Here is a 21,662-nt window from a genome sequence, read left to right as displayed (position 1 = left end):
GGTCGATCCGGGCCAGATCGAGTCGCGTGGACAGTTTGCTGAGGCGCTCACGGCGTTGCGGAAGGCAGCCGGACTGACCGTTCGCGAAGCGGTCGAGCGTTCGGGTGGTTTGCACGGAACCGTCAGCGGATGGTTTGCCGGCCAACACCTGCCGACGCCGGCGAGTACCCCGATGTTTTTTGCGCTCCTCGAGGCCTGCGGTGTCGACTCCGAGGATGAGCGGCAGCGCTGGATCGGTGCGGTGCAACGAGTGAGGCAGCTGACGGCCAGACGACGCGGCGACGCCACCGTTCCGTACCGAGGTCTCGAATCTTTCCGACAAGAGGACGCCGAGTGGTTCTTCGGTCGAGACGAACTCACTGCCAACTTGGTCGAGCGGGTGGCGTCGGCGATACGAGGTGTCGGCCGCCGTCAGTTCATGGTGATCGGTGCTTCCGGATCGGGTAAGTCGTCGTTGCTGCGGGCCGGGCTCGCCCCCAAGGTTGCCGAGGGCGATTCGCGGTTCGACGGCTGGCGGGTGGAAATCCTGCAGCCGGGTACGGGAGGAATTCCGTCGTCGATTTCCGGCGAACCAACCGTCTTGATCCTCGACCAGTTCGAGGAACTGTGGACGCAGTGCGACGGTGATCGGCGCGAGGAAATACTGCGGACTCTCGCGGAACTCGGTGAGAACACCATCGCCGTCATCGGAATGCGCGCCGACTTCTACGGGCTCGCGGCGGAGGAACCGCTTTTGGTGCCGCTGCTCGACGATTCGCCGATGGTGGTCGGGCCGCTGACCGACGAACAATTGCGCGAGGTGATCGTCGAGCCGGCGATCAAGGCCGGGATGACCGTGCAGAGCGAATTGGTTCAGGTTCTGGTCTCCGAGCTGACACCACGCGGCTCGCGTACGGCGAGCGACCCCGGAGCTTTGCCCTTGCTGTCACACGCACTGTTGGGGACCTGGCAACGGTCGACGCGTAAAACTCTGACCGTCTCGGATTACTACGCCACCGACGGGATTGCCGGAGCCGTCCAGCAAAGCGCGGAGGAAGTGTACGGCGAGCTCACAGAGCGGCAGCAGCAGTTGGCGCGCAGGATCTTCCTCCGATTGGTCAACGTCGACGAAGTGACGCAGACGCGTCGGCGTGCACCGCGCACCGAACTCTTCCTCGGTGACGACGTCGACGACGTGAACACCGTAATCGACCGGTTCGCCTTACGGCGCCTTCTCACCGTCGACGAAGAGACGGTCGAGGTTTCGCACGAGGTCTTACTGTCAGCGTGGAGTCGGCTTCGCGATTGGATCGACTCGGACCGCGCCGGCCTGGCGGTGCATCGCCGGTTCACCTACGCGGCGCAGGTGTGGGAAGACAGTGGACGCGACCCCGGCGCGCTGCTCGGACCCGCACGTCTTCACCTGACGGAAGAATGGCTGAACTCGGGTGAACTCGGTCTCCCACTGGACCCGAGTCGGACCCGCGCCGCCGACCTCAACGCCACCGAGCGGGAGTACCTCGCTGCGAGCATCGAGCATCGCGATCAGCAGGAATTTGCCGATCGCCGACGTACACGCGTTCTGCGACGGCTCGTGACTGCGTTGGCAGCTGCGTCGGTGATCGCTCTGGTGTTGGCGGTGGTTGCGACCGTCGCCGGTATCGGAGCCAATCGTCAACGTGTCCAAGCAGATACCGCGCGAGACGAGGCGATGTCGCGTCAGGTGGCCACCGAGTCGATCAGGATGCGCGAGCGGGATCCGTCGCTGGCGTCGCAGCTTGCTCTGGCGGCATTTGCGGTCAACGAAACAACCGAAGCCCGCTCGGCATTGCTGGATGCGTCGGGCGTTCATTCGGCTACTCGCATCATCGGACCGCCCGGCGCGATGAAGGCCCGGATAAACCCAGCCGGAACTGTTGTGGCGGTGGGTGGTTCGGATGGGAAAGTCAGACTTTATCCGATGGTGGACGGTGTGGCCTCAGCTGTTCCGCAGGCGGAGTTCCTCGGAGTCTCGGAGGGCACGGCGCTCTTTGCCGTCGCCTACAGCCCGGACGGACGGCTGCTTGCGACCGGTGGCGCCGGCGGCGCTGCGCTGTGGGACGTGTCGGATCCCGAGAATCCGGTCCGTGGAACTCTTCCCGTCGACGGTGAACGCGTAGTGCAGGACATGGAGTTCAGTCCAGACGGAACCAAGCTGGTCGCCGGTACCTCGACGCCCGACGTCCTGCGATGGAACATCGACGTTTCCGCGAATGCCGTTGCTTTGCCTGCTCTTCCGCACCCAGCTGACGGCATCGTCACCGCGACGTTCAGTCCTGACGGACGTTTCCTCGTGGCAGGCGGGCGTCAATCGACACTTCGTGTGTGGGACGTCGCGAAGTGGGGTGAGGAATCGGCGCCGATCTTCGCGACCGAGCCGAACGGCACCACCGTCCACTACCTCGGTGTCGCCTTCAGTCCGGACGGACGCGAGCTTGCGGCGGGAACCACTGGCAGGGAGGTGGTTCGGTGGGACATGAGCGATCCGGCGCGCCCCACTCCCCTGCCGGCACTGACGGGATTTTCCAGCTACGTCAACGAACTCAACTACGGCAAAGACGGAACACGTCTTGCCGCAGGAAGTTCCGACAACTCCGTGCGCGTGTGGGACCCACGAACCGGGGCGTTGATCGAAACACTTCCGGACAGTGGGGCGGTGACCACCGTCGACTACAGCGACGACGGCCGCAACCTGGTCACCGGAGGACTCAACGGTGTGACTCGCGTGTGGGCTCTACCGGGTCCGGTCTGGGCGGGACCTCGGGACACGATTTTCACCAGTCCCTTTGCCGCGGACGGCTCGCGTCTGGTGGCCGGCGTCGGGGCCAGGGGTGGCGCGATGTTGGCGTGGAACACCGAGGATCTCGATCGCCCCGCGGTGATGCCGGAGTTGAAACCGCAAGGGGACGACTCTTTCAGCGGTGCGTCGGCGGTGTCGGCAGACGGGAACCTGGCTGTGAGCGGCACCGGCGGCGGCGGTGCATATCTTTGGGACCTGAGTGTTCCGGCGTCGCCACGGATCTACAGCGAACCCGCGGTGTACGTGAAGGGCATCGTGGCGGTCGTCGCGTTGAATCCCGCCGGAGATCTGCTGGCGGTGTCCTCGCAGGACGACAACAGCATTGCGTTGGTCGACGTTTCCGATCCATCGGAACCGAAGCTGCTGTCGTCGACCGATGTCGGCTCTTACCCGCAGATGATGGCATTTCAACCGGGCGCCGACATCCTGGCGATCGCGAACGCCAAGAACGAAGTGGATCTGTGGGATGTGTCGAACCCAGCGTCGCCCCGGGTGGCGGCGACGGTGGGTGGATTCGAAAGTTACGCATTAGCAGTGTCTTTCAGCGCCGACGGGACGTTGTTGGCCGCCGGAAGTGCGGATCACAGGGTCGCCGTGTGGGACGTACGCACACCGTCGGCACCCGAGGAGCTCGCTCGTCTTCTCGGCCCCGAGGGCGCAATCTATTCGATCTCGTTCAACCGCGCCGGTGATCGGCTCGCTGCCGGTGTCGGCGACGGAACCGTCTGGCTCTGGGATATCGAGACCCCCTCGCGGTCAACACGATTTGCGACGCTGTCCGCCTACCCGGGTCGAGTCAACGACGCTCAGTTCGCCGGCGAGAGTGACATGATCGCGGGCAGCGGGTCGGACAAGACCGTTCGCTTGTGGGGAATCGACCCCGACAGCGTCGTTGATCGATTGTGCCGCACCGCAGGATCTCCCATCACGGAAGCCGAATGGGAGCGTTACCTGCCCGGTGTTCCCTATCAGGATCCGTGTGCCGGCTGACGTGGGTCAGTTCATCCAGAACTCGAGCGCCGGTTCCCGACCCAGCTCGCCTCCGCTGCCGGTGATCACCAGTCCGGCGGAGGTGAGCTGGTACGTCACGTCCTTGTTGGTGACGGTGAATCCGTTGCCAGTGGGCGTCGGATCGTCGAGTTCGATGGTGGCGCCGTCGCTCAGCCGTTGACCCTTGTAGTAGTAGCGGCCGACTCCCGTTTCGCAGATGACGATTCGTGATCCGGTCGTGACGGCGATGGCGACGGCAGGATTGGTGGAGTTGCAACTGGGGCCGCCGGAGATGAAACCCTGACGGTCGGTGCCCGAGACGGTCGGCGCCGGACCGACCGAGGTTGTGACGCGTGGTGGCGTCGTCGTTCTCGGCGCTGTGGTGGGTGCACTCGGTGCCCGAGTCGTGGTCGTGGAGTACGAGTACGGCGTCGTGTAGGTGAAACTCCGCGAACTCGCGTCATCGGCGGCGTTGCCGAAAGCGGCGGCGAGCAGCCCGAAGAACGCGATCCACACGATCACGGCCAGGATGCCGAGTGCGGTGAAGATGTAGCCGATGATCAGTCCGGCAAGGGCGAGTCCGTCGCCTTCTTCGCCGGTCCGTTTGATCTGGCCGCGAGCGATGTGCCCGAAGACGATCCCCAACGGCGCGATGAGGAACGCGAAGACGAGGGCGAGCACCGCGAGTGTGTTCGTCGGGCGCCTGCCGTACGGATCGGGCTGCCCGTACGGAGCCGGTTGCCAATTCTGATTGCCCTGGTACCCGTACCCACCCTGATCGCTCATGAGGTGAATCTTGGCATGGACTTGGCCGAAGAGTGCAGGTGATCGCTAGTTTCGGGTACGTGTCTCGAGCTGAGGTGCGATGGTCGGCCAGTCGTCGTCGGTCATCGCGAACAGCGCTGTTGTACGCCAACTGCCATCGGCGCGGCGCCGGTGCTTGCGCAGCAGGCCCTCGAACTGAGCGCCGAGCTTTGCGATCGCTGCTCTGGACTGTTCGTTGAACTCGTCCGTGTGCCACTCGACGCGCACGGCCTCGAGCTGGTCGAAGGCGTGACGAAGCAGGAGCAGCTTCGATTCGGGATTGATCCCCGTTCCCTGAACAGATCGCGACAACCACGTGTATCCGATTGCAAGACTGCGGTTTACCGGGTCGATCTGGTACATGGACGTAGTGCCGACCACGGCGTTCGTCGCGATGTTCACCTGCGCGAAGGCGATCCGATTCGGGTCGTCGAGGGCTGTAGAGATGTACCCCTGTGCCTGTTCCCGATCTGTGATGGGTGATGCGGTCCAACGAAAGATCGCCGGGTCGTCGGCAGCAGCGAGCAGAGCGTCGGTGTGCGCGACTGCCAGGGGTTCGAGTCGGACACGATCACCGGTCAGCGTCGGTGATTCGAACCATGATGCAGTCATCAGGCGTGCTCCCGTGAGTGAGTCGGAAGGTTGTTGTCGGAGTTGGCAATCTGATCGGTCCCACCGGCCAGCGGATACCGCAGCGGGACTCGCAGGAACAGGAAGAAGAACACGGCGAGCAGGACGACGTGGCCCCACACGCTCGCCTGGACGACGGCTTCGTACTTGCTCGGATCGAGATTCATGTCCAGTTGGTAGAAGTACCGGAAGATGCCGATACCCAACGCCGCGTCGGCGATCAGATAGGCGACGATCCAGAACCACCGGATCTTGAACAGTACGAGGAACGGCAGGATCCACAGTGTGTACTGCGGTGAATTGACCTTGTGCAGCAACACGAATCCGCACAACATCGCGGCACTGACTGCAATCCACGGAAAGTAGCCGTCGCGGACGTATCGTCGCCAACCCAGATACATCGCGAGCGCGAACGACAACAGGATCATGACCGGAGACAGGATGCTCACCAGTGCGTCGTAGTCGGCGTTGAGTTCGCGAACTCCGAAACCGTAGAACGGGCGCAAACCCCAGAACCACACCGAGTTGGTGGTGATGTCGGCGCTTCGCTTCTCCTGGAAGCTGAACGACGCGCGCCAGCCTTCGTACGAGATGAGGGCGAACGGCAGGTTGACGAGGACGACGGTGACGATCGCCGCGCCCGCCGTCATCAGCGTCCCACGAACGTCGTAGCGCTTGCCTTCGGTGCCGCGTAGAAGCACGTAGGCCATGAGCGGCAGCACGAACATTCCCGGGTACAGCTTCAAACAGAAACCGATCGCCAGGATGACGGCCGCCAGAACCGCGCGAGTTCGCAGTGGGATCCGCTCGAACGTCATCAGGAAGATCGCGCCGACGCTGGTGGCCACCACCGGGAGCTCCCAGTTGTGGAATGCGTACAGAACCAGGGGCGGAGTCGCCGACCACACGAGCGCGTACGCGCCGCTCATCTTGCCGAGCATCCACGCCGTGAGCAGTCCGAAAGGAGCCAGGATCAGGGCCGAGTGCAGAAGGAAATCGGTGTCGGTGTGTGAGCCGATACCGCCCAGCCACATCAGAATTCCGCTGAGCACCGGGTATTCGACGGTTCCGCCGGTCAGGAATCCTTCGGGCGTTATCCCTCCGGTGACGAAGGGGAACAGATGCTGATCGATACCTCGTCCGAGCCAGAGCAACTGAATGTCGGAGTAGCAGACGTCGATGTTCTTGTTGACGTCGAAGTTCAGGCTTCGGCCGTCGGGCGCGAACGGTGCACCGCCGCATCTGGCCTTGTTGAAATAGCCCAGCGCCATCGTCAGCCCGCACAATCCGACGACCAACGCCAGGATCGACGCCGGGGTCTTGCGGTCTGTTCGCATGATTCTCACCCTAGGGGGCGCAGTGGCTCGCGGGGTGATGCGTCTGCGCCACGCGTCGCGCATCGACTTGGCGGTCTTCCCGGAGGGCCGGGACGATTTCCCTGGTCAAGGCCCCTCGTGTAACCTACGAGGGTTGCTGACGCAACGACCCTCCTGCCACGGATAGTCCGTGGCCGTTTTCACTTAGTCCACAGGAGGTGATGAGGTCTTATGCGTCATTACGAATTGATGGTCATCCTTGACCCCAGCCTGGACGAGCGCACTGTCGCTCCTTCACTGGATACGTTCCTCAATGTTGTGCGCCAGCACGGCGGCACGATCGACAAGGTCGATGTCTGGGGTAAGCGTCGTCTCGCCTACGAGATCCTGAAGCATGCTGAAGGTATCTACGCGGTGATCGACATCAACGCCACTCCCGCCACCGTCGCTGAGCTCGATCGTCAGCTCGGTCTGAACGAGTCGGTTCTGCGCACGAAGGTTCTGCGCCACAACAAGTAATTACTGTCGGTAGCGAGCTCTACTCTCGCGCCCAACGGTCTTACATCAATGCAGGAGGAACCACATGGCTGGCGACACCATCATCACCGTCATCGGAAACCTGACGGCTGATCCTGAACTTCGTTTCACCCCGGCGGGTGCCGCGGTTGCAAACTTCACGGTTGCTTCCACGCCCCGCACCTTCGACCGTAATTCCAATGAATGGAAAGACGGCGATGCGCTGTTCATGCGTTGCAACATCTGGCGCGAAGCAGCCGAGAACGTCGCGGAGAGCTTGACCCGTGGTTCACGAGTAATCGTGAGCGGCCGGCTCAAGCAGCGTTCGTACGAAACTCGCGAGGGCGAAAAGCGAACTGTCGTCGAGCTCGAAGTCGATGAAATCGGTCCTTCACTGAAGTACGCCACGGCAAAGGTCAACAAGGCCAACCGTGGTGGCGGCGGTGGAGGCGGCAACTTCGGCGGTTCCTCCGGCGGATCGGGTGGCGGACGTCCGAGCGCGGCACCTTCGGGTGGAGACGATCCTTGGGGCAGTGCGCCTCAGGCTTCGGGCTCCTTCGGTGGTGCGGGCAGCGACGAACCGCCCTTCTGATCCGTACCTGATCAGGAACATCCAGAAAAGAGCAAAGACATGCCGAAGCCGCCCTTGCGCGACAAGGTTATGAAGAAGAAGGTCTGCACCTTCTGCAAAGAGAAGAACACGCAGATCAACTACAAGGACACGACGTTGCTTCGTAAGTACGTCAGCGATCGCGGAAAGATCCGTGCTCGCCGTGTCACCGGCAATTGCGTCCAGCACCAGCGCGACGTTGCCATTGCCGTCAAGAACTCACGTGAGGTAGCACTGCTGCCTTACGCCACCGTGGCTCGCTAAGGAAAGGGAGGAAAGAACATGAAGCTCATCCTCACCGCTGACGTGGACAACCTCGGTGCGCCTGGCGACACCGTGGAGGTCAAGGACGGCTACGGCCGTAACTACCTGCTCCCCCGCGGACTGGCAATCGTCGCCACCCGTGGCGCCGAGAAGCAGGTCGAGGGCATCCGTCGTGCACAGGAAGCGCGCGCTGTGCGCGGCCTGGATCACGCCAAGGAGCTCAAGGCAGCTATCGAGGGCCTCGAGTCCGTAACGCTGACGGTCAAGACCGCCGGTGGCTCGGGCAAGCTCTTCGGTTCGGTTACCGTCGCTGACGTCGCTGCTGCGATCAAGGCTGCCGGTGGACCGATTGTCGACAAGCGCTCCATCGTGTTGCCGAAGGCTCACATCAAGAACACGGGCAAGCACGCCGTGGTCGTGAACCTGCACCCCGATGTGGTTGCCAAGTTCAACCTGAACGTCGTCGGCGCATAGTCGACTGTTCGTCTCGTCGGGCCCCGCACACTTCGGTGTGCGGGGCCCGACGTTTTGTTTCGGGCTGCGGTGTGCCGCCTGACAGCGTCCCGAATCGGACCTGGGGATAACTCTCACACTGTGATGTTCGACTTGGTGATCAGTGACGAATCGGGCGAGGCAACACGCCCGACACGCCGACGCGCCGACTGTGGAAAAACTATTTTCATCAACAGGCCTGTGAAATTGTGGATAGCCATCTACCTGGTCTTTTGTGGTTGCTAGGCAAAGTAGTCCCCAAATGCTCCACAGGCGGTGCACACCGTGGGGCGGGAGTTTCCACAAAGCATCCACAGGTTTATCCACAGTCCGGTTTGTATGCGGACCTACTAGTCCCTAACGTCATCTCGGCGTCTATCTACAGCCCGGCCGAATGCGGCTAGGGGATGTCGGTGGGGGCAGGTACAAATGATGAGGGCGCTGCGGTTTCTGGCAGTGTCGTCGAGTGTTTTACGGGAAGGTCTCGCTTGTGGCTGTTGTAGATGATCGAGGACCTTCCGACTTCTCAGGGCCGGACTACCCGGGCCCTCCCGAGGCCGAGCCCGACCAGGAGTTCGGACGCCAGCCACCTCAGGACATGACTGCCGAGCAGTCGGTGCTCGGCGGCATGCTGCTGAGCAAGGACGCCATCGCTGACGTCCTCGAGGTACTGCGTCCAGGTGACTTCTACCGGCCCGCCCACCAGTCCGTCTACGACGTGATCCTGGACCTCTACAGCCGTGGCGAGCCCGCCGACCCGGTGACGGTCTCCGCCGAGCTCGACCGTCGAGGTGAGCTCCGCCGTATCGGCGGTGCCGCCTACCTGGTGACGCTGACCCAGACAGTGCCCACTGCCGCCAACGCTGCCTTCTATGCCGAGATCGTGGCCGAGAAGTCCGTGCTGCGTCGTCTCGTCGACGCCGGTACTCGCATCGTCCAGTACGGCTACGCCGGCACCGAGGGCCAGGACGTGGCCGAGGTCGTCGACCGCGCGCAGGCCGAGATCTTCGAGGTCACCGAGCGTCGAACCACCGAGGACTTCGTACCCCTCACCGAGCTCCTCCAGCCCACGATGGACGAGATCGACTCCATCGCCAGCCGCGGCGGAATTTCCCTCGGTGTGCCCACCGGGTTCAAGGATCTCGACGAGATCACCAACGGCCTTCACGCTGGTCAGATGATTATCGTCGCGGCTAGACCTGGTGTGGGCAAATCGACCCTTGGAATGGATTTTTTGCGTTCCTGCTCCATCACGCACGGCATGGCCAGCGTCATGTTCTCGTTGGAGATGAGCAAAACCGAGATCGTCATGCGTCTGCTGTCTGCGGAGGCAAAGATCAAGCTCGGCGACATGCGCTCCGGAAAGATGACCGACGACGACTGGACCAAGCTCGCGCGTCGCATGAGTGAGATCAGTGAGGCGCCGCTATTCATCGACGACTCCCCCAACCTCACTATGATGGAAATTCGCGCAAAAGCACGGCGGCTCAAGCAGAAACACGACATTCGCCTGATCGTCATCGACTACCTCCAGCTGATGAGCTCAGGTAAAAAGGTCGAGTCCCGTCAGCAGGAAGTCTCCGAATTCTCCCGTAGCCTAAAGCTTTTGGCGAAGGAGCTCGAAGTTCCGGTTGTCGCGATCTGTCAGCTCAACCGTGGTCCCGAGCAGCGAACCGACAAGCGTCCCCAGGTCGCCGACCTTCGTGAGTCCGGTTCACTCGAGCAGGACGCCGATATGGTGATTCTGCTGTACCGCCCCGACGCGACCGAGCGAGACGATCCCCGTGGCGGTGAAGCCGACCTGATTCTGGGTAAGCACCGTAACGGTCCGACCGCCACAATCACTGTGGCGCACCAGCTTCACCTCTCGAAGTTCGTCGATATGGCGCGGGGATAGCTGCTGCCGCCATCGCCTGAAGGTGGGACGGATTTCAGATCTTGTGAGATCCTGCTACAAGCACCAATTCGATTCCACTAGTGCAAAATTCGGTTTGTCTACAGGTGGGGTAGTGCTGCGGTGAGGAAGACGATGCCGAAGGCGACACCGGCAATGCCGGTGAGGATTCCGACGATACCGGCGCTGCTGTCCCCCGGATCGTGTCCGGGGGTGTCGGGTCGGCGCGCTGCCAGGGCGGTTCCGATGGCGGCGGCACCGAGGAGGATGCCGAGGCCGAACATCCAGAACGTCAGGATCGAGAGGGCACCGAGCATCAACGCCATGTCGCTGTATTCATCGCTGTTGATCGGGCGGTGGTAATCCCACCAATCGGGCGAGGTGTGCGGGCGGGATTCGGTGTTGCCTGTGTTGTCGGATTGTTCGTGCGGGGGGATGGTGGATGCAGTCATGGCAGCTAAAGGGTTCTCGCGCTGATTCTTTCGTGTGGTGGATGTACCGGTGTGCGCCACGGGTTTGCAGTGGGAGATCGAAACGATGGTGGGTGAGGCCCGAGAACCCATCGCGTGTCCTCGGGAGTCACCCCACCATCAAGCGGTGTTCGGGCCAGGCGGATCAGGCTTCGATCTGCACCTGTGTTGTCGATCCGGCGTTATCGGTTCGGGAGGGTGGTCCGGAGGAGACCTCGATCCGCCGCGGTTTCGCCTTCTCCGCGATCGGCAAGGTCACCGTCAACACGCCGTTGTCGTACGAGGCGACGATCTGTTCGGCGTCGATGTCGTCGCTGATCGACAGCTGTCGTCTGTAGGTTCCAGCGAAACGCTCACTCGCCAGCCAGCTCACACCCTCTTCGGAGAGGGCCGTGCGGTGCGCGGTCAACGTCAGAGTCGAGCCGTCGATGTGAACGTCCACCGAGCCGGGATCGACGCCGGGAAGATCGGCGTGCAGGACGTACTGGTCCTCGACCTTGTAGAGGTCCATCGGCATGAACCGTGGACTGCGTCCGTTGCCAGTTCCCGCGGCGAGGACGGACTTGGTGATCGCATCGATGTCGGTGAAAGGATCGAAACGAAGCACAGCAACACACCTCCCATGTCGTGAAACGAAAGGTCCCCGCCACTGTGGCGGTCGACCGAACTCACTGTGCGAGAACATGATAACCACACGAATTAGCACTCTGCAACTGAGAGTGCCAGATTTTTTCGAGGAGTGTCTCGGTCGCAAACATCGCAGCATCGGAGCAGGAACAACGGCGGTTGCCAACCCCATATGGTTGGGGCGGAACGGGAATTGCCGGTGTCGAGATGCTGTCAGCTGCCGGTCGAGTTCCTGCGGGCTTACGACTGCCGCTGCGCCCAGCAAGTTCGATGTTCGCGTACAACGGAGATTGATTCAAACCCGTATTCTTGCAATGTGTTTCGATTCTGAAACTGCCGCGTCTCGTAGATTTCGAGCAGACAGGCGCGTTCTTCCATGGTGAGTTTGCGCTGACAGCCCTAAACTGCAGAAACGGCGGCGGGGGCTGACTTTGATGCGTGGTCAGCCCCCGCCCCGTTTGCCCGGAGCCTGTCTTGATGAACGCGTATCGCCGATTTCGGGAGTGCGTTGTAGTTGTGTCCGGGGCGGTCTGGCCCTGCTCGGTTCTTCTGGACACGAAGCAATGCAGAGGCTGTTTGCTCGCCGTCCTCAGGCTGATACGAAGGTCAGTTGATTCCGACGACTTCCTGGGCGATCGCTGCAAGTCTTGCCTGTGCAGCGGATACGACGCCGTGTCGGTTCTTGTGCGCTTCCTCGTACGCAACGATGTCTCGTACCTGTGCGGCGTCGGTCAGTTCCTTGACCGCGGAGACGGCCTGGGCGACGTTGAGTTCGTCGAAGTCTTCGATGGGAAGTTCGGCGGGGTCGAGTAACCCACTCGACTTGCGTACCGAACGGAAGACGTCCGCGGCACCGTCAGCACCTTCTCGGCGAGTGACTTTCTCAGCCGTGGCGATGGCCGCATCCCTACTGGCCGACAGTGTTTTCACAGTCACGTCACCGGCATATGCGCCCCAGCTGATCAGCTCACCCAATACCGGCGGCGACGTGCGAACAGCGTCGATGGCACGGTCAAGACTGCGGGTGGACCAGGAGACCGGAACATTGACCAGTCGAATGGCTGCTCCGGTGGCCGCTTGGAAAGGAGTGCGACGCAAAGCTGCCGGCCCCCCGAGTGCCTCCTCGGCAAGGACGGTGGTCAGCCAGTCCACAGTCGCGGAGTGTGCAGTGATGAGGCGGTCGGCCAACGCCGCGACGGTCTGATCGCCACCGGCAGTGGCCAGGGCCTTGAGGTAGCGGGAGCGGTCGAGGAGTTGATGTTCGAGCGCAAGGTCTCCCAGTACAGCTTCGTCGAAGGGCTGGGCCTGTTCGACCATCGCTTTCACGCCTGCTGTCGCTCGTCCGAGGAACGGACCGACCGATTCCGGAACGCCACCCAGATCGCGAATCGTGGACTCGATGGAACTGACCCTTTCTCGACCGTTCTCTGCGTTTTCCGTGAGTTCGCGTCGAACCGCTTCGGTTCTGGCTTGAGCGACGCGTGTTTCGGCGACCTGGATCTCGGCATGTGTCAGACCGAGGATGATGCGCAGCTGGTTGATCAAGGCGGACGTGGTTTCGGAGTTGCTCATATCGGGGTCGTCCCTTCGTCGGTGCGTGCTTTACATGATGTTCAGCTTGTGCTCGACGAGTGCTCCGCGGACCGCGGAGCCACCGCCGATACGCGGGCTACCCCGACCTACCTCCTAGTAACCACCGCAACTTTGCTGCGGATGTCGAACCGCATCGACGAGTAATTGGGCCAAGGGTGGCGGTGCCGATTTCATGGTGGGGCGGCCTGATTCGTCCGCGAGGATCTCGCAGTCCCTGTACCACCGCGCGTGTAGGTCGTTGGATACCGTGGACCAACATTCCGGATTCGCCGTGCGGCGGACGGGGTACCTCCAATGCGTCGTGACCCCGCAACTGATATGTCGGCGAAACGGGCTGCCGAGCAACCCGTTCGAGTGTCGGCAGGTTGCCTGAAGCGACGACCGGTCGGTGTCGATGCAGAGAGTGGGATACCAGTGAACGTGGAAAGTTCCGGGCACGTTGATGCCGGCCAAGAGGGTACGACTGGATCCGAAACAAGTCCCGACACCGCTGACGGGGCGAAAGAACTCGCGGACGAGATGGACAAAAGATACGAGCCTGGATCAAGAGAGACGGTCACGGTGCCCGGGACCGGCGGCACAGTCGCCGGGACAGCTTTCGCCGACCACGTCACGGAGATGTCGGACGAGAAGGTCGAAAACCTCGACGAACAGTTCTCGGAATTCCAGACTCGTGCTGACGACAAGCATCATGAGGACTGACCCGGGGTCCATGCTGCGGTGTGCCAGATGGAATCGTGCGGAAACCCGACAGTCCAGGCGTCGCCGAATGCGGCGTTGATCAGATTGCCCGCCTTGATCTGGCTCGCGACGACCGTCTCGTGGTGATCGAGAATGACTCCGACGTAACCGTCTCCCGATACCGGAGTCGCCGCCGAGGCAGATCCTGCGCCGGCAACCGCCACAGCTCCAGCAGCCGCTGGGATGGCCAGAGCGGCAACGATCTTGAGTGAACGTGTCATCGAAAGGGCCTTTCTTCGTTCGGATCTAGTCAGGGGCCGAATCCGGTGTCTCGAAACCAAAATAGGTGGAGGGGGCGTGCCAGTGAACGCCATTTGGCAAATAGTCGGCAACCCTATGGGTTTACTTGGGGGTCAGATCACATCGGTGGGATTGATTCGCCGCGGTCGTGGTGCCGGTTTTCGGTCGATCGGGTGTAGGACGTTGAGTCCGTGTGGGCGTCTTCCGACGGCTTTCGGAGATGCGTAGTGCGGCAGCCAGATTCGACAACAGTTCAAGTGAGGTCGCCGAGAGTCCGTTCGCGGCCCGGAGCAACTGTCTCAGTTCCGGGTCGGCGAGATGAGCGACTATCTCCGCGTCCCCGTCGTGAATGCGCGCGCGATCGCCGGACCAGGGGATGGTGAAGAAATAGCCGGGAGGGACATCGAAGTAGTCGGCCAACGCTGACACCACCTCATCCGATGGGCTCGAGCGGACGCCGTGTCGAAGCTGTGAGAGATACGGTGTCGAGATTCGGTAGCCCCGTGCGAGAAGGCCGTTAGCCACAGCGGTGTTCGTCAGGCGCCGATCGGAGCCGGAGAAAAGCTCGTTCAACCGGAGTTGAAAGACGTTCTCGTCCGTCGCACGGCCTACCATCACCGCTACCTCAATTCTCTCGTTCCTATCCTGTGCTTGCCGAAGCGGTGCAGGCTTAGCAGATGAGCCAGTGGCCACTGGTGGAGGTCAACGACACGACCTTGCCGATCGAGGTCTCCGGAGCGTCATCCAGATGTCCGCGTACGGTCGCTGTGGCTGTCGATCCTTGGAGGGTGACGTACTCGACTGCATCGAGTGTGATTGCCGGCAACACCTTTCCAGTGGTCGTGGTTGATACCTGCTTCTCGGCGCAGACGGTGGCAGCAGCGCTCTCGGTCGAGCCGGTACGGAGTGCATCGAGGTGAGATCGGATCACCGTGGTGATCTGCTCGGAGTCGGTGGGCATCTTCGACGACTGCCTGCCTTCGGTAGTGGGGCCTGCTGAACTGATCGTGCATCCCGAGAGCAGCAGTGCTGCAACGACTCCGCCGAAGAGGATCGATTTCACCGATCGCCGGCGGTAGTGGTTTATGGGTGGATTCACCGAAACTCCTTCGTTCGTGAACATGTTGCGCCCGGAAAGTCATCCAGCCGTCGGTCAGAAGACAAACGCGGCGGACAGCAGAGCAAGGCTGAGGACCGCGGTGGCATTGGCGGCGCGAACAAAGACGTACCGCTCCGCGTCCTCGGCGCCGAGACACAGCGCGGTCAGTTGCAAGGCCAGCGACAACATCCCGGTACCGAGCGCGCCGAGGGCGAACAATTGTCGTGCATCCATCAGCGGTATCCAATCCCGTTGCGGTCCAACGGCACAACGAGCCGGTCACATACGCGACCGTGAACTCGGTGAGAGTTGCCCGCACCAGCAGCCGAACTCCTGAGCCGAGGATGTAGTCGAGAGGCCGCAGGGGGGAGATTTCAGCATCTGGTGAGGACTCCCCGGCAAAATGCGACACAAAACGTCGCTACTTCAGGTGGTTGGGCCGAATCGCAATCCGCGGAGCAGTCGGCGGTAGGAGAAGCGGTCGTCCCAAATGCGAAGCAGGCCGTTTGCGAATGTGTAGTGGCCGTCTACGTCGAGGTGCATGGCAAACCATCCGATGCGGATGATCTCTCTTCGCCGGGAGGACACGGTGTTGTGGTCGGTGGTCATCGTGAGCACTTCCACGACCTCGTACCTGGTGATCAGGCGAGAGACGATCGTGAGCGCCCGTTCGACGCGTTTGCTTCCACGCACGCTGGGCAGGCCGGTGTTGCGCCATTCGATGTCGGGATCGACGAGTGCGCGCACGGCATCGGCGTCCATTTCCTCCAGTGCGATCAGCAGGTCCACCACCCGCGATGTCAGTTGATCGTCGTTCAACAGGTACTCCGGTCGTCTGGAATTGTGTTTTCTCATCGGTGGATTCATGTGGTGACCGTCAGGCAGGGACTGTTGCTCCGCGAAACGCACAGGAGCATCTTGCCGGCGGCGCGCTCGGCTGGGCTCAACGAATTGTCACGATGATCGACGTCGCCGTCGCTGACGTGGACCATGCAGGTGCCGCAGAAGCCCTGACGACATGAATAGGGGGCTTTCGGGTTCACACGCAGGACCGCGTCCAGTGCGGTCTGGTCGGCGGCGACATCGATGACCTGACCGGTGCGAGCCAGTTGGATGCGGAAGGGTCGTCCATCGACGACCGGTGCGGCGGAGAAGCGTTCGGCGTGCACTTCCACACCGGGCTCGTTGCGCACACAAGCTGTGATCAGGTCCATCATCGGGACCGGACCGCAACAGTAGATCGCGTCGCCGCTGCGGACATTCGGCGGGAGAAGATCGTTCGCTGCGGGTAGGCCGTATTCGTCGTCGGTGCGGATGGTGACCCGATCACCAAACGGCGACAATTCCTCGCGGAACGGTAGTGTGCGGCGCTCGCGACCGACGTACACCAGCGACCAATCCAGGCCCATACGCTCCGCCTCGCAGACCATCGGGAGTATCGGTGTGATGCCGATGCCACCCGCCACGAAGTGAACGCGCTTCGCGCGCTCGATTCGCCCGGGTTCGACGAACCCGAACGCGTTGCGTGGACCGCGAACGCCGACGACGGTACCGACTTGCAACTCGTCGTGCACCTCGTTCGATCCGCCGCCACCATCAGGAATCCGGCGTACCGCGATCCGGTAGCAGCGTCGATCGGCGGGATCGCCGCACAGCGAGTACTGACGTATCCGTCCCGAGGGCAGGTACAGGTCGAGGTGTGCCCCGGGATACCACCGTTCGAGGTCGCTGCCGTCAGGTGCTCGCAGTTCGAGACTGACCACGTCGTTGTCGGTGGCCACCGTCGTGCGCTCCGACACCGTGAGTGTTGTCTTGTACTCGTCGATCCGGTTTTCCGTTGGCTCGTCGCGATGAATCAAGACCGCCAACTTGACCTGCGTGGAGACCAGGACATCCAGAATGCGCAGAATCGAGTCGCGGCGCTTGCCGCGGCATAGGTCGACCGGGATCTCGTGGGGGGCCTGCCACCGCTGTGTGAGTTCGGGCGCGTTGGGTGTCATGTGTTGACCCGCTTGGCCGCTGGCGATTGCGCGACGTAGGCGAGGGCCTGGGCGGTGGACCCCACACTGTCGGGGTGAAATCCCGGCACGAACGTCGACACACCGCTCCAGAACCATTTCGATACACCAGGCACCAGTCCGCGGCGTCCGGCGCGGACGAATTCCAGTAGCAATCGCGGATAACCGATGTTCGGCGTGTTGGGGTCGTTGCGGCTCAGATACATCGCAGCACGGAGCAACCACCCCAAAAAGATTGGCCACGTGATGATCATGGAGATACAGCGGCGAAAGTAGCCGACTCCGAAGTACGTGGCGACCTCGTGTGCCACGGCACGATGCTCGACCTCTTCGGCCCCATGCCACCGATAGAGGTCAAGCATCTGCGGATCCGCGCCGAATTTCTCCAAGTCCGCGTTCAACGCCCAGTCGCCCACGAACGCGAACATATGCTCCGAAGACGCGCAAATCCCGAGACGCTCGATCAGACGCTGCCGGATGGCCTGCGGATCGGAGTCGTCACCGATGCCCAAAGTTCTACGGAAGAAATACTGCATCTGGCGGTTGAACGGGGCCGGGTCGATCCCGTGCCGTGTGAACACCTGATTCATGACCTCGTCATGCGCCTCTGCGTGCAGCAATTCTTGGCCCATGAAACCGAGCATGTCCTCGCGAAGCTTCTCGTCGTGCACGTCCGGGAGAGCCTGCTCGAAGGCCTGGATCATCATCCGTTCGCCCTCCGGGATGACGAGGTTCATCGAGCCGAGGAGGTATGAGGCGATCGGCTCGTTCGGCAACCACACCAAAGGCGCTTTCTCCCAGTCGAAATCGACTCGCCGCGGACGGATCGCTACCCGGCCGGGCGGTGCGATCGGACGCTGTGTCAGTCCACTCGTAATTCGCATGACCACTCCTCACTCATAAGTACGCAGCAGTACTTATGAATGAGCATGGCGATCTACCCGTGGCTTGTCAACACCGGACTACGAAGGGTCGGACGAGAGATCCAGTACCCGTTCAAGGAAGGACATGATCGGCGCATGAAGATTCATGTACGAATTCGACCCGTCAACCACCTGGCGGTAGAACAACTCGTTGCAACCGCCGATCGCCGCGAGAAACACTTCACGCCCCGGGGCTTCTGAAGACTTGGACGAGTAGCCGACGAGCAATGCATCGGCGAGCAGTTCCACGTACTCGTTGCGCTTCGCCACCCCTGCCGGGCCGGCCACAGGTAGGTCCACCACCCAAGCTCGCACGAACTCCGGTTCGGACGAACACGTCTCGAGATACTTCTCGATTACAGCCGAAAGCTGTTCGTGTAGAGACAAATTGGTGGTCGAGCTTTGTGTCGAGGTGATGTTGGAGACGATCACCTCGATGCCTGCGTCGATCGCTGCGATCAAGCACGCTTCTTTGCTCTCGAACTGCTTGTAGAAAGCTTGGCGAGATACCCTGGCACGCCCGACGACGTCGGCGATCGTGGTCGAGGCGATCCCCTTCTCCGCAGTCGACGAGATCACCGCACGCAGAATGCGATCACGTTGCGCGTCTTGGACCTCGCCCGCAGCGAGGCGGCCGCGGCCACGCGGCAATCCGGGGAGGTCACGATCGAACGATCCGGCCAGCCTGCGCATACTGCATCATAACCTGCCTGGCGCCATCGGTTCTCTCGTTGAGCCGTCGACGTGGCCTGACGGAGAACCGGTTCAGGCAACGTCGACGGTCCAAGGAGGCGGTCGAGCGCCGCCGGGAGTGATCATTCTCGTAGTGGCACGCGCCGTTATCAGCAGCCATTCGATTTTGTATGAACTGCATGGTTCGGAGAGACGCTCTGCTGCTGATCGGTGGTCGGCGAGGTAGTCAGTTTTGTTGTCGGAGAACAGGTTCTCTCTCGTGATTTTCGCTGAGATGCGCCTCGAGGAGCTCGGTGAGGTGCTTGCTGACGCGGTCGAGAGGCCTGGTGGAGCGTGTTGCGACGGACATGATGACGGCGCCTTCGATTGCTGCGATCGTCATTGTCGAGAGGGATTGCGCGAGGGCATCATCCAGGTTTGCAGCTCGAAAATTGTTGGCTAGCATCGATTCCCACTCTTCAAATGCTATTTTTGCCGCGTCAACTGCGCCGGGTATTTCATTGCCGCCGAACGTGGCAGCGGCGATCGGGCATCCGGCGGTGTAGTCGCTGGATACGATCATCGACTTCCAGTAATCGATGAATGCCTGCAATGCCTCCAGGGGAGGGGCGGAACAGAGTTGCTCGATCATCGCGCTGATCCACGATCCGGCGGCTCTGGCAGAGGCTTCGATCAACTGATTCTTGCCTTGTGGAAAGTGCGTGTAGATCGATTGACGTGCGGTTCCGCTGCGGTCGAGTAGCTCGGTCACGGCCACGCCAGAGACTCCCCTGCTTTGGATGAGTTCGACTGTGGTGCGAATGAGGCGTTCTCGCGGAGCGGTAACCAATGTGCTCCCCTTCATCATCGATCTGTCTAGGCATCGAATCTATCAGCCGCGCTTCCTCTGTGTTCGCCGGTGGAAGTGCTCACCATTGCCATAGACCGTTTGTTCTACTACCCTACTTATCTGTTACTTGAAGTCATATCTACTGAGTTATAGGCCTCCTGTTTGCCCTGGAAGGGACACACCTGCCATGACGACCACCGAACCGAGATTTTCCGACGCGCCTGACGACGAAACGTACGAGGACATGCTCAATCGACTCTCGGATGCTTCTGTGCACCGGAGCTTCAGTCCGTATACCGACATCGATTGGGAGGCACCGGAATTTCAGGTCGTGGACAACGACCCACGATGGATTCTTCCCGAGGTAGAACTGCTGGGAACACATTCTTGGTATCTCGCGCGCACCCGGGAGCAGCAGATTGCCATAGGGCAGTATCGGCAAGCGAACATCGCCAAGGTGGGTCTGCAGTTCGAGCAGGTGCTCATTCGTGGTTTCATGCAGTACGTTTCCATGCTGCCTAACCGGTCGGCGGAATTCCGGTATGCCACTCACGAGGTCATCGAAGAGTGCAACCACACACTCATGTTCCAGGAACTGGTGAATCGGTCGGGCGTCGACGTACCGGGATTCGGCCCGGTTCTGCGACGCGTCATGCCGTTCCTCGGGCTTGCGGCTTGGCCGTTTCCGTCGATTTTCTTCATGGGGGTGCTGGCTGGGGAAGAGCCCATTGATCACATCCAGAAGAGCTATCTTCGCAGTGAAAGCAACTATCACCCCATTATTCGCGGAGTGATGCGCATTCACGTCGCCGAAGAGGCGCGACACATCTCGTTTGCGAACGAGTTCCTACGGCAGCATGTGCATCAGAACGGCCCGGTGGGTAAGTTCCTTCTCTCCCTGGCTTTTCCGGTCATCATGCGGGTCCTGTGCGACGTGATCGCCGTTCCACCGAAGTCGTTCTTCGAAACCTTCGAGATCCCGAAGTCGGTGAAGAAGGAGCTGTTCTGGGAGTCCCCTGCATCACGTAAGGCGTTGAGCGGGTACTTCGGCGATGTCCGATTACTCGCGGACGAACTCGGATTGATGAACCGGGTCTCGAGAGTCCTGTGGAAGGCTCTCAAGATCGACGGGAAATCTTCACGCTTCAGGAGCGAACCCGATCGGGCGTCTGCAGCTGATTTCGATAATGCTCATGCGTAATTCCGCATTGAACAGGGACCGCAAGTCGAACACTCCGGCGCCGGTGGGGCGCTCAGCCGAATCGACCCGAGGCACGCGATGGTGATGTCGAAGCTCGCCAAGTGGCAGCTGGTCGCACTCGTCGTGGTTGCACTCCTGGGTTTGATCTACGTCGGAGCGAAATACGTACGGCTGGACAATCTTCTGGGATTCGGCCAATACACGGTCAAAACCGAACTGGCGACGTCCGGTGGCATCTTCACCAACGCCGAAGTGACCTATCGCGGTGTACCCGTCGGACGCGTCGGCGACATGTCGCTCACGTCCGACGGAATCGAAGTCGACCTGTTGATCGACAGCAATGCTCCACAGATTCCCGCATCCGCGCGAGCCGTGGTGGCCAATCGCTCAGCCATCGGTGAGCAGTACGTCGACCTTCAGCCCGATACCGACCAGGGCCCGTTCCTCGAAGACGGCTCGGTGATCGCCGTGGGCGACACCACCACGCCGATCCCCATCGAGAACGTCTTGACCAGCGCCAACGGTCTGGTGCACTCCGTTCCGGTCGACGCACTCCACACCGTCGCGAAGGAACTCGGCGCGGCATTCAACGGCAAGGGCGAAGATCTGCAGGTACTTGCCGACTCGCTGTCGGGGATTTCCCAGTCGGGCCTCGACACCCTTCCCCAGACCCTCGGACTGATCCGTGACAGCCAGACGGTACTCACGACGCAATCCGATCAATCGTCGGCGATCAAGCAGTTCAGCACCGACCTCGACGCACTGGCTGCGCAATTGCGCACCAGCGACCCCGACATCCGACGCGTGATCGACAACGGCATACCGGCCAGCGAACAGGTCGGGGCTCTCGTCCTTGACGGGGGTCCGAGTCTGACGACAGACCTGAGCAACCTT

At 61.5% G+C, this 21,662-nt stretch carries 24 protein-coding genes; 9 read left to right on the top strand and 15 right to left on the bottom strand.

Annotated elements, in window-relative coordinates; all coding sequences use genetic code 11:
- Positions 1-3,808: helix-turn-helix domain-containing protein (locus tag ABX74_RS08690; protein WP_082148474.1), on the top strand; the 3,808-nt coding region annotated here is incomplete at its 5' end.
- Between the two features lie 6 nt (positions 3,809-3,814).
- Here ABX74_RS08690 and ABX74_RS08685 read toward each other — a convergent pair.
- The 3 genes from ABX74_RS08685 to ABX74_RS08675 are packed head-to-tail and all read right to left on the bottom strand — an operon-like array spanning position 3,815 to position 6,579.
- The gene (locus tag ABX74_RS08685; protein WP_047888649.1) at positions 3,815-4,594 is read right to left on the bottom strand and encodes a DUF4190 domain-containing protein; all 780 of its coding nucleotides are present in this window, start codon (positions 4,592-4,594) and stop codon (positions 3,815-3,817) included.
- Positions 4,595-4,639: 45 nt separating this feature from the next.
- Positions 4,640-5,224 (bottom strand): GNAT family N-acetyltransferase, encoded by a 585-nt coding sequence (locus ABX74_RS08680; protein WP_047888648.1) that lies wholly within the window; start codon positions 5,222-5,224, stop codon positions 4,640-4,642.
- Entirely contained in the window at positions 5,224-6,579 is a 1,356-nt protein-coding gene (locus ABX74_RS08675; RefSeq protein WP_047888647.1) for a glycosyltransferase family 87 protein, read from the bottom strand. Before ABX74_RS08675 ends, ABX74_RS08680 begins: the two co-directional genes overlap by 1 nt.
- A 210-nt stretch (positions 6,580-6,789) precedes the next feature.
- Between ABX74_RS08675 and rpsF the strand changes: the two genes are divergently transcribed.
- The 5 genes from rpsF to dnaB all read left to right on the top strand — a co-directional run bounded on the left by rpsF (position 6,790) and on the right by dnaB (position 10,337).
- Complete coding sequence (gene rpsF, locus ABX74_RS08670) at positions 6,790-7,077, top strand: 30S ribosomal protein S6 (protein WP_003941237.1); 288 nt, start codon at positions 6,790-6,792, stop codon at positions 7,075-7,077.
- Between the two features lie 64 nt (positions 7,078-7,141).
- A complete protein-coding gene (locus tag ABX74_RS08665) occupies positions 7,142-7,666 on the top strand; it encodes a single-stranded DNA-binding protein (RefSeq protein ID WP_003941248.1) in 525 nt (174 codons plus the stop codon).
- Between the two features lie 39 nt (positions 7,667-7,705).
- Positions 7,706-7,948, top strand: coding sequence for a 30S ribosomal protein S18 (gene rpsR / locus ABX74_RS08660; protein WP_003941245.1), 243 nt, complete (start codon positions 7,706-7,708; stop codon positions 7,946-7,948).
- A gap of 18 nt (positions 7,949-7,966) precedes the next feature.
- Positions 7,967-8,422 (top strand): 50S ribosomal protein L9, encoded by a 456-nt coding sequence (rplI, locus tag ABX74_RS08655; RefSeq protein ID WP_003941243.1) that lies wholly within the window; start codon positions 7,967-7,969, stop codon positions 8,420-8,422.
- Positions 8,423-8,930: 508 nt separating this feature from the next.
- Positions 8,931-10,337: a replicative DNA helicase gene (gene dnaB, locus ABX74_RS08650; protein ID WP_019746049.1), complete on the top strand. Its 1,407-nt coding sequence runs from the start codon at positions 8,931-8,933 to the stop codon at positions 10,335-10,337.
- Positions 10,338-10,435: 98 nt separating this feature from the next.
- On the opposite strand, the gene ABX74_RS08645 is transcribed toward dnaB, so the two are convergent.
- From ABX74_RS08645 to ABX74_RS08635, 3 genes are all read right to left on the bottom strand, one after another.
- Entirely contained in the window at positions 10,436-10,786 is a 351-nt protein-coding gene (locus tag ABX74_RS08645) for a hypothetical protein (RefSeq protein ID WP_047888653.1), read from the bottom strand.
- 163 nt (positions 10,787-10,949) lie between these two features.
- Complete coding sequence (locus ABX74_RS08640; RefSeq protein ID WP_047888646.1) at positions 10,950-11,411, bottom strand: Hsp20/alpha crystallin family protein; 462 nt, start codon at positions 11,409-11,411, stop codon at positions 10,950-10,952.
- Positions 11,412-12,037: 626 nt separating this feature from the next.
- The gene (locus ABX74_RS08635) at positions 12,038-13,003 is read right to left on the bottom strand and encodes a hypothetical protein (RefSeq protein ID WP_029256699.1); all 966 of its coding nucleotides are present in this window, start codon (positions 13,001-13,003) and stop codon (positions 12,038-12,040) included.
- Positions 13,004-13,438: 435 nt separating this feature from the next.
- On the opposite strand from ABX74_RS08635, the gene ABX74_RS08630 reads away from it, so the two are divergent.
- Positions 13,439-13,726 carry a hypothetical protein gene (locus ABX74_RS08630; protein ID WP_070795421.1) on the top strand — a complete coding sequence of 96 codons (288 nt, stop codon included), beginning with the start codon at positions 13,439-13,441 and terminating at the stop codon, positions 13,724-13,726.
- Here ABX74_RS08630 and ABX74_RS08625 read toward each other — a convergent pair.
- From ABX74_RS08625 to ABX74_RS08585, 9 genes are all read right to left on the bottom strand, one after another.
- Positions 13,714-13,986 carry a hypothetical protein gene (locus ABX74_RS08625; RefSeq protein WP_053062001.1) on the bottom strand — a complete coding sequence of 91 codons (273 nt, stop codon included), beginning with the start codon at positions 13,984-13,986 and terminating at the stop codon, positions 13,714-13,716. The two genes, ABX74_RS08630 and ABX74_RS08625, sit on opposite strands and share 13 nt — an antisense overlap.
- Positions 13,987-14,107: 121 nt before the next feature.
- Positions 14,108-14,620 (bottom strand): helix-turn-helix domain-containing protein, encoded by a 513-nt coding sequence (locus tag ABX74_RS08620; RefSeq protein ID WP_051636522.1) that lies wholly within the window; start codon positions 14,618-14,620, stop codon positions 14,108-14,110.
- A 55-nt stretch (positions 14,621-14,675) separates the two neighbouring features.
- On the bottom strand, positions 14,676-15,104 hold the full coding sequence (locus tag ABX74_RS08615) for a hypothetical protein (RefSeq protein WP_139148462.1): 429 nt from the start codon (positions 15,102-15,104) through the stop codon (positions 14,676-14,678).
- Between the two features lie 54 nt (positions 15,105-15,158).
- Positions 15,159-15,338 (bottom strand): hypothetical protein, encoded by a 180-nt coding sequence (locus ABX74_RS08610; RefSeq protein WP_029256695.1) that lies wholly within the window; start codon positions 15,336-15,338, stop codon positions 15,159-15,161.
- Positions 15,339-15,530: 192 nt separating this feature from the next.
- A complete protein-coding gene (locus ABX74_RS08605; RefSeq protein ID WP_223257862.1) occupies positions 15,531-15,923 on the bottom strand; it encodes a limonene-1,2-epoxide hydrolase family protein in 393 nt (130 codons plus the stop codon).
- Positions 15,924-15,967: 44 nt separating this feature from the next.
- Positions 15,968-17,104, bottom strand: coding sequence for a PDR/VanB family oxidoreductase (locus tag ABX74_RS08600; RefSeq protein ID WP_029256693.1), 1,137 nt, complete (start codon positions 17,102-17,104; stop codon positions 15,968-15,970).
- Complete coding sequence (locus ABX74_RS08595) at positions 17,101-18,006, bottom strand: metal-dependent hydrolase (RefSeq protein ID WP_021333229.1); 906 nt, start codon at positions 18,004-18,006, stop codon at positions 17,101-17,103. The genes ABX74_RS08600 and ABX74_RS08595 overlap by 4 nt, the downstream gene beginning before the upstream one ends.
- A gap of 78 nt (positions 18,007-18,084) precedes the next feature.
- Positions 18,085-18,738, bottom strand: coding sequence for a TetR/AcrR family transcriptional regulator (locus ABX74_RS08590; RefSeq protein ID WP_047888644.1), 654 nt, complete (start codon positions 18,736-18,738; stop codon positions 18,085-18,087).
- Positions 18,739-18,964: 226 nt separating this feature from the next.
- On the bottom strand, positions 18,965-19,582 hold the full coding sequence (locus tag ABX74_RS08585; protein WP_047888651.1) for a TetR/AcrR family transcriptional regulator: 618 nt from the start codon (positions 19,580-19,582) through the stop codon (positions 18,965-18,967).
- A 172-nt stretch (positions 19,583-19,754) separates the two neighbouring features.
- Between ABX74_RS08585 and ABX74_RS08580 the strand changes: the two genes are divergently transcribed.
- Entirely contained in the window at positions 19,755-20,768 is a 1,014-nt protein-coding gene (locus ABX74_RS08580) for an AurF N-oxygenase family protein (RefSeq protein ID WP_029256690.1), read from the top strand.
- 78 nt (positions 20,769-20,846) lie between these two features.
- Positions 20,847-21,662: MCE family protein (locus ABX74_RS08575; protein WP_411269025.1), on the top strand; the 816-nt coding region annotated here is incomplete at its 3' end.

Origin of the sequence: Rhodococcus sp. ARP2 (assembly GCF_001029585.1) — a bacterium.
Taxonomy (GTDB): domain Bacteria; phylum Actinomycetota; class Actinomycetes; order Mycobacteriales; family Mycobacteriaceae; genus Rhodococcus_F; species Rhodococcus_F erythropolis.
This window is presented reverse-complemented; position numbering and strand designations above follow the sequence as displayed.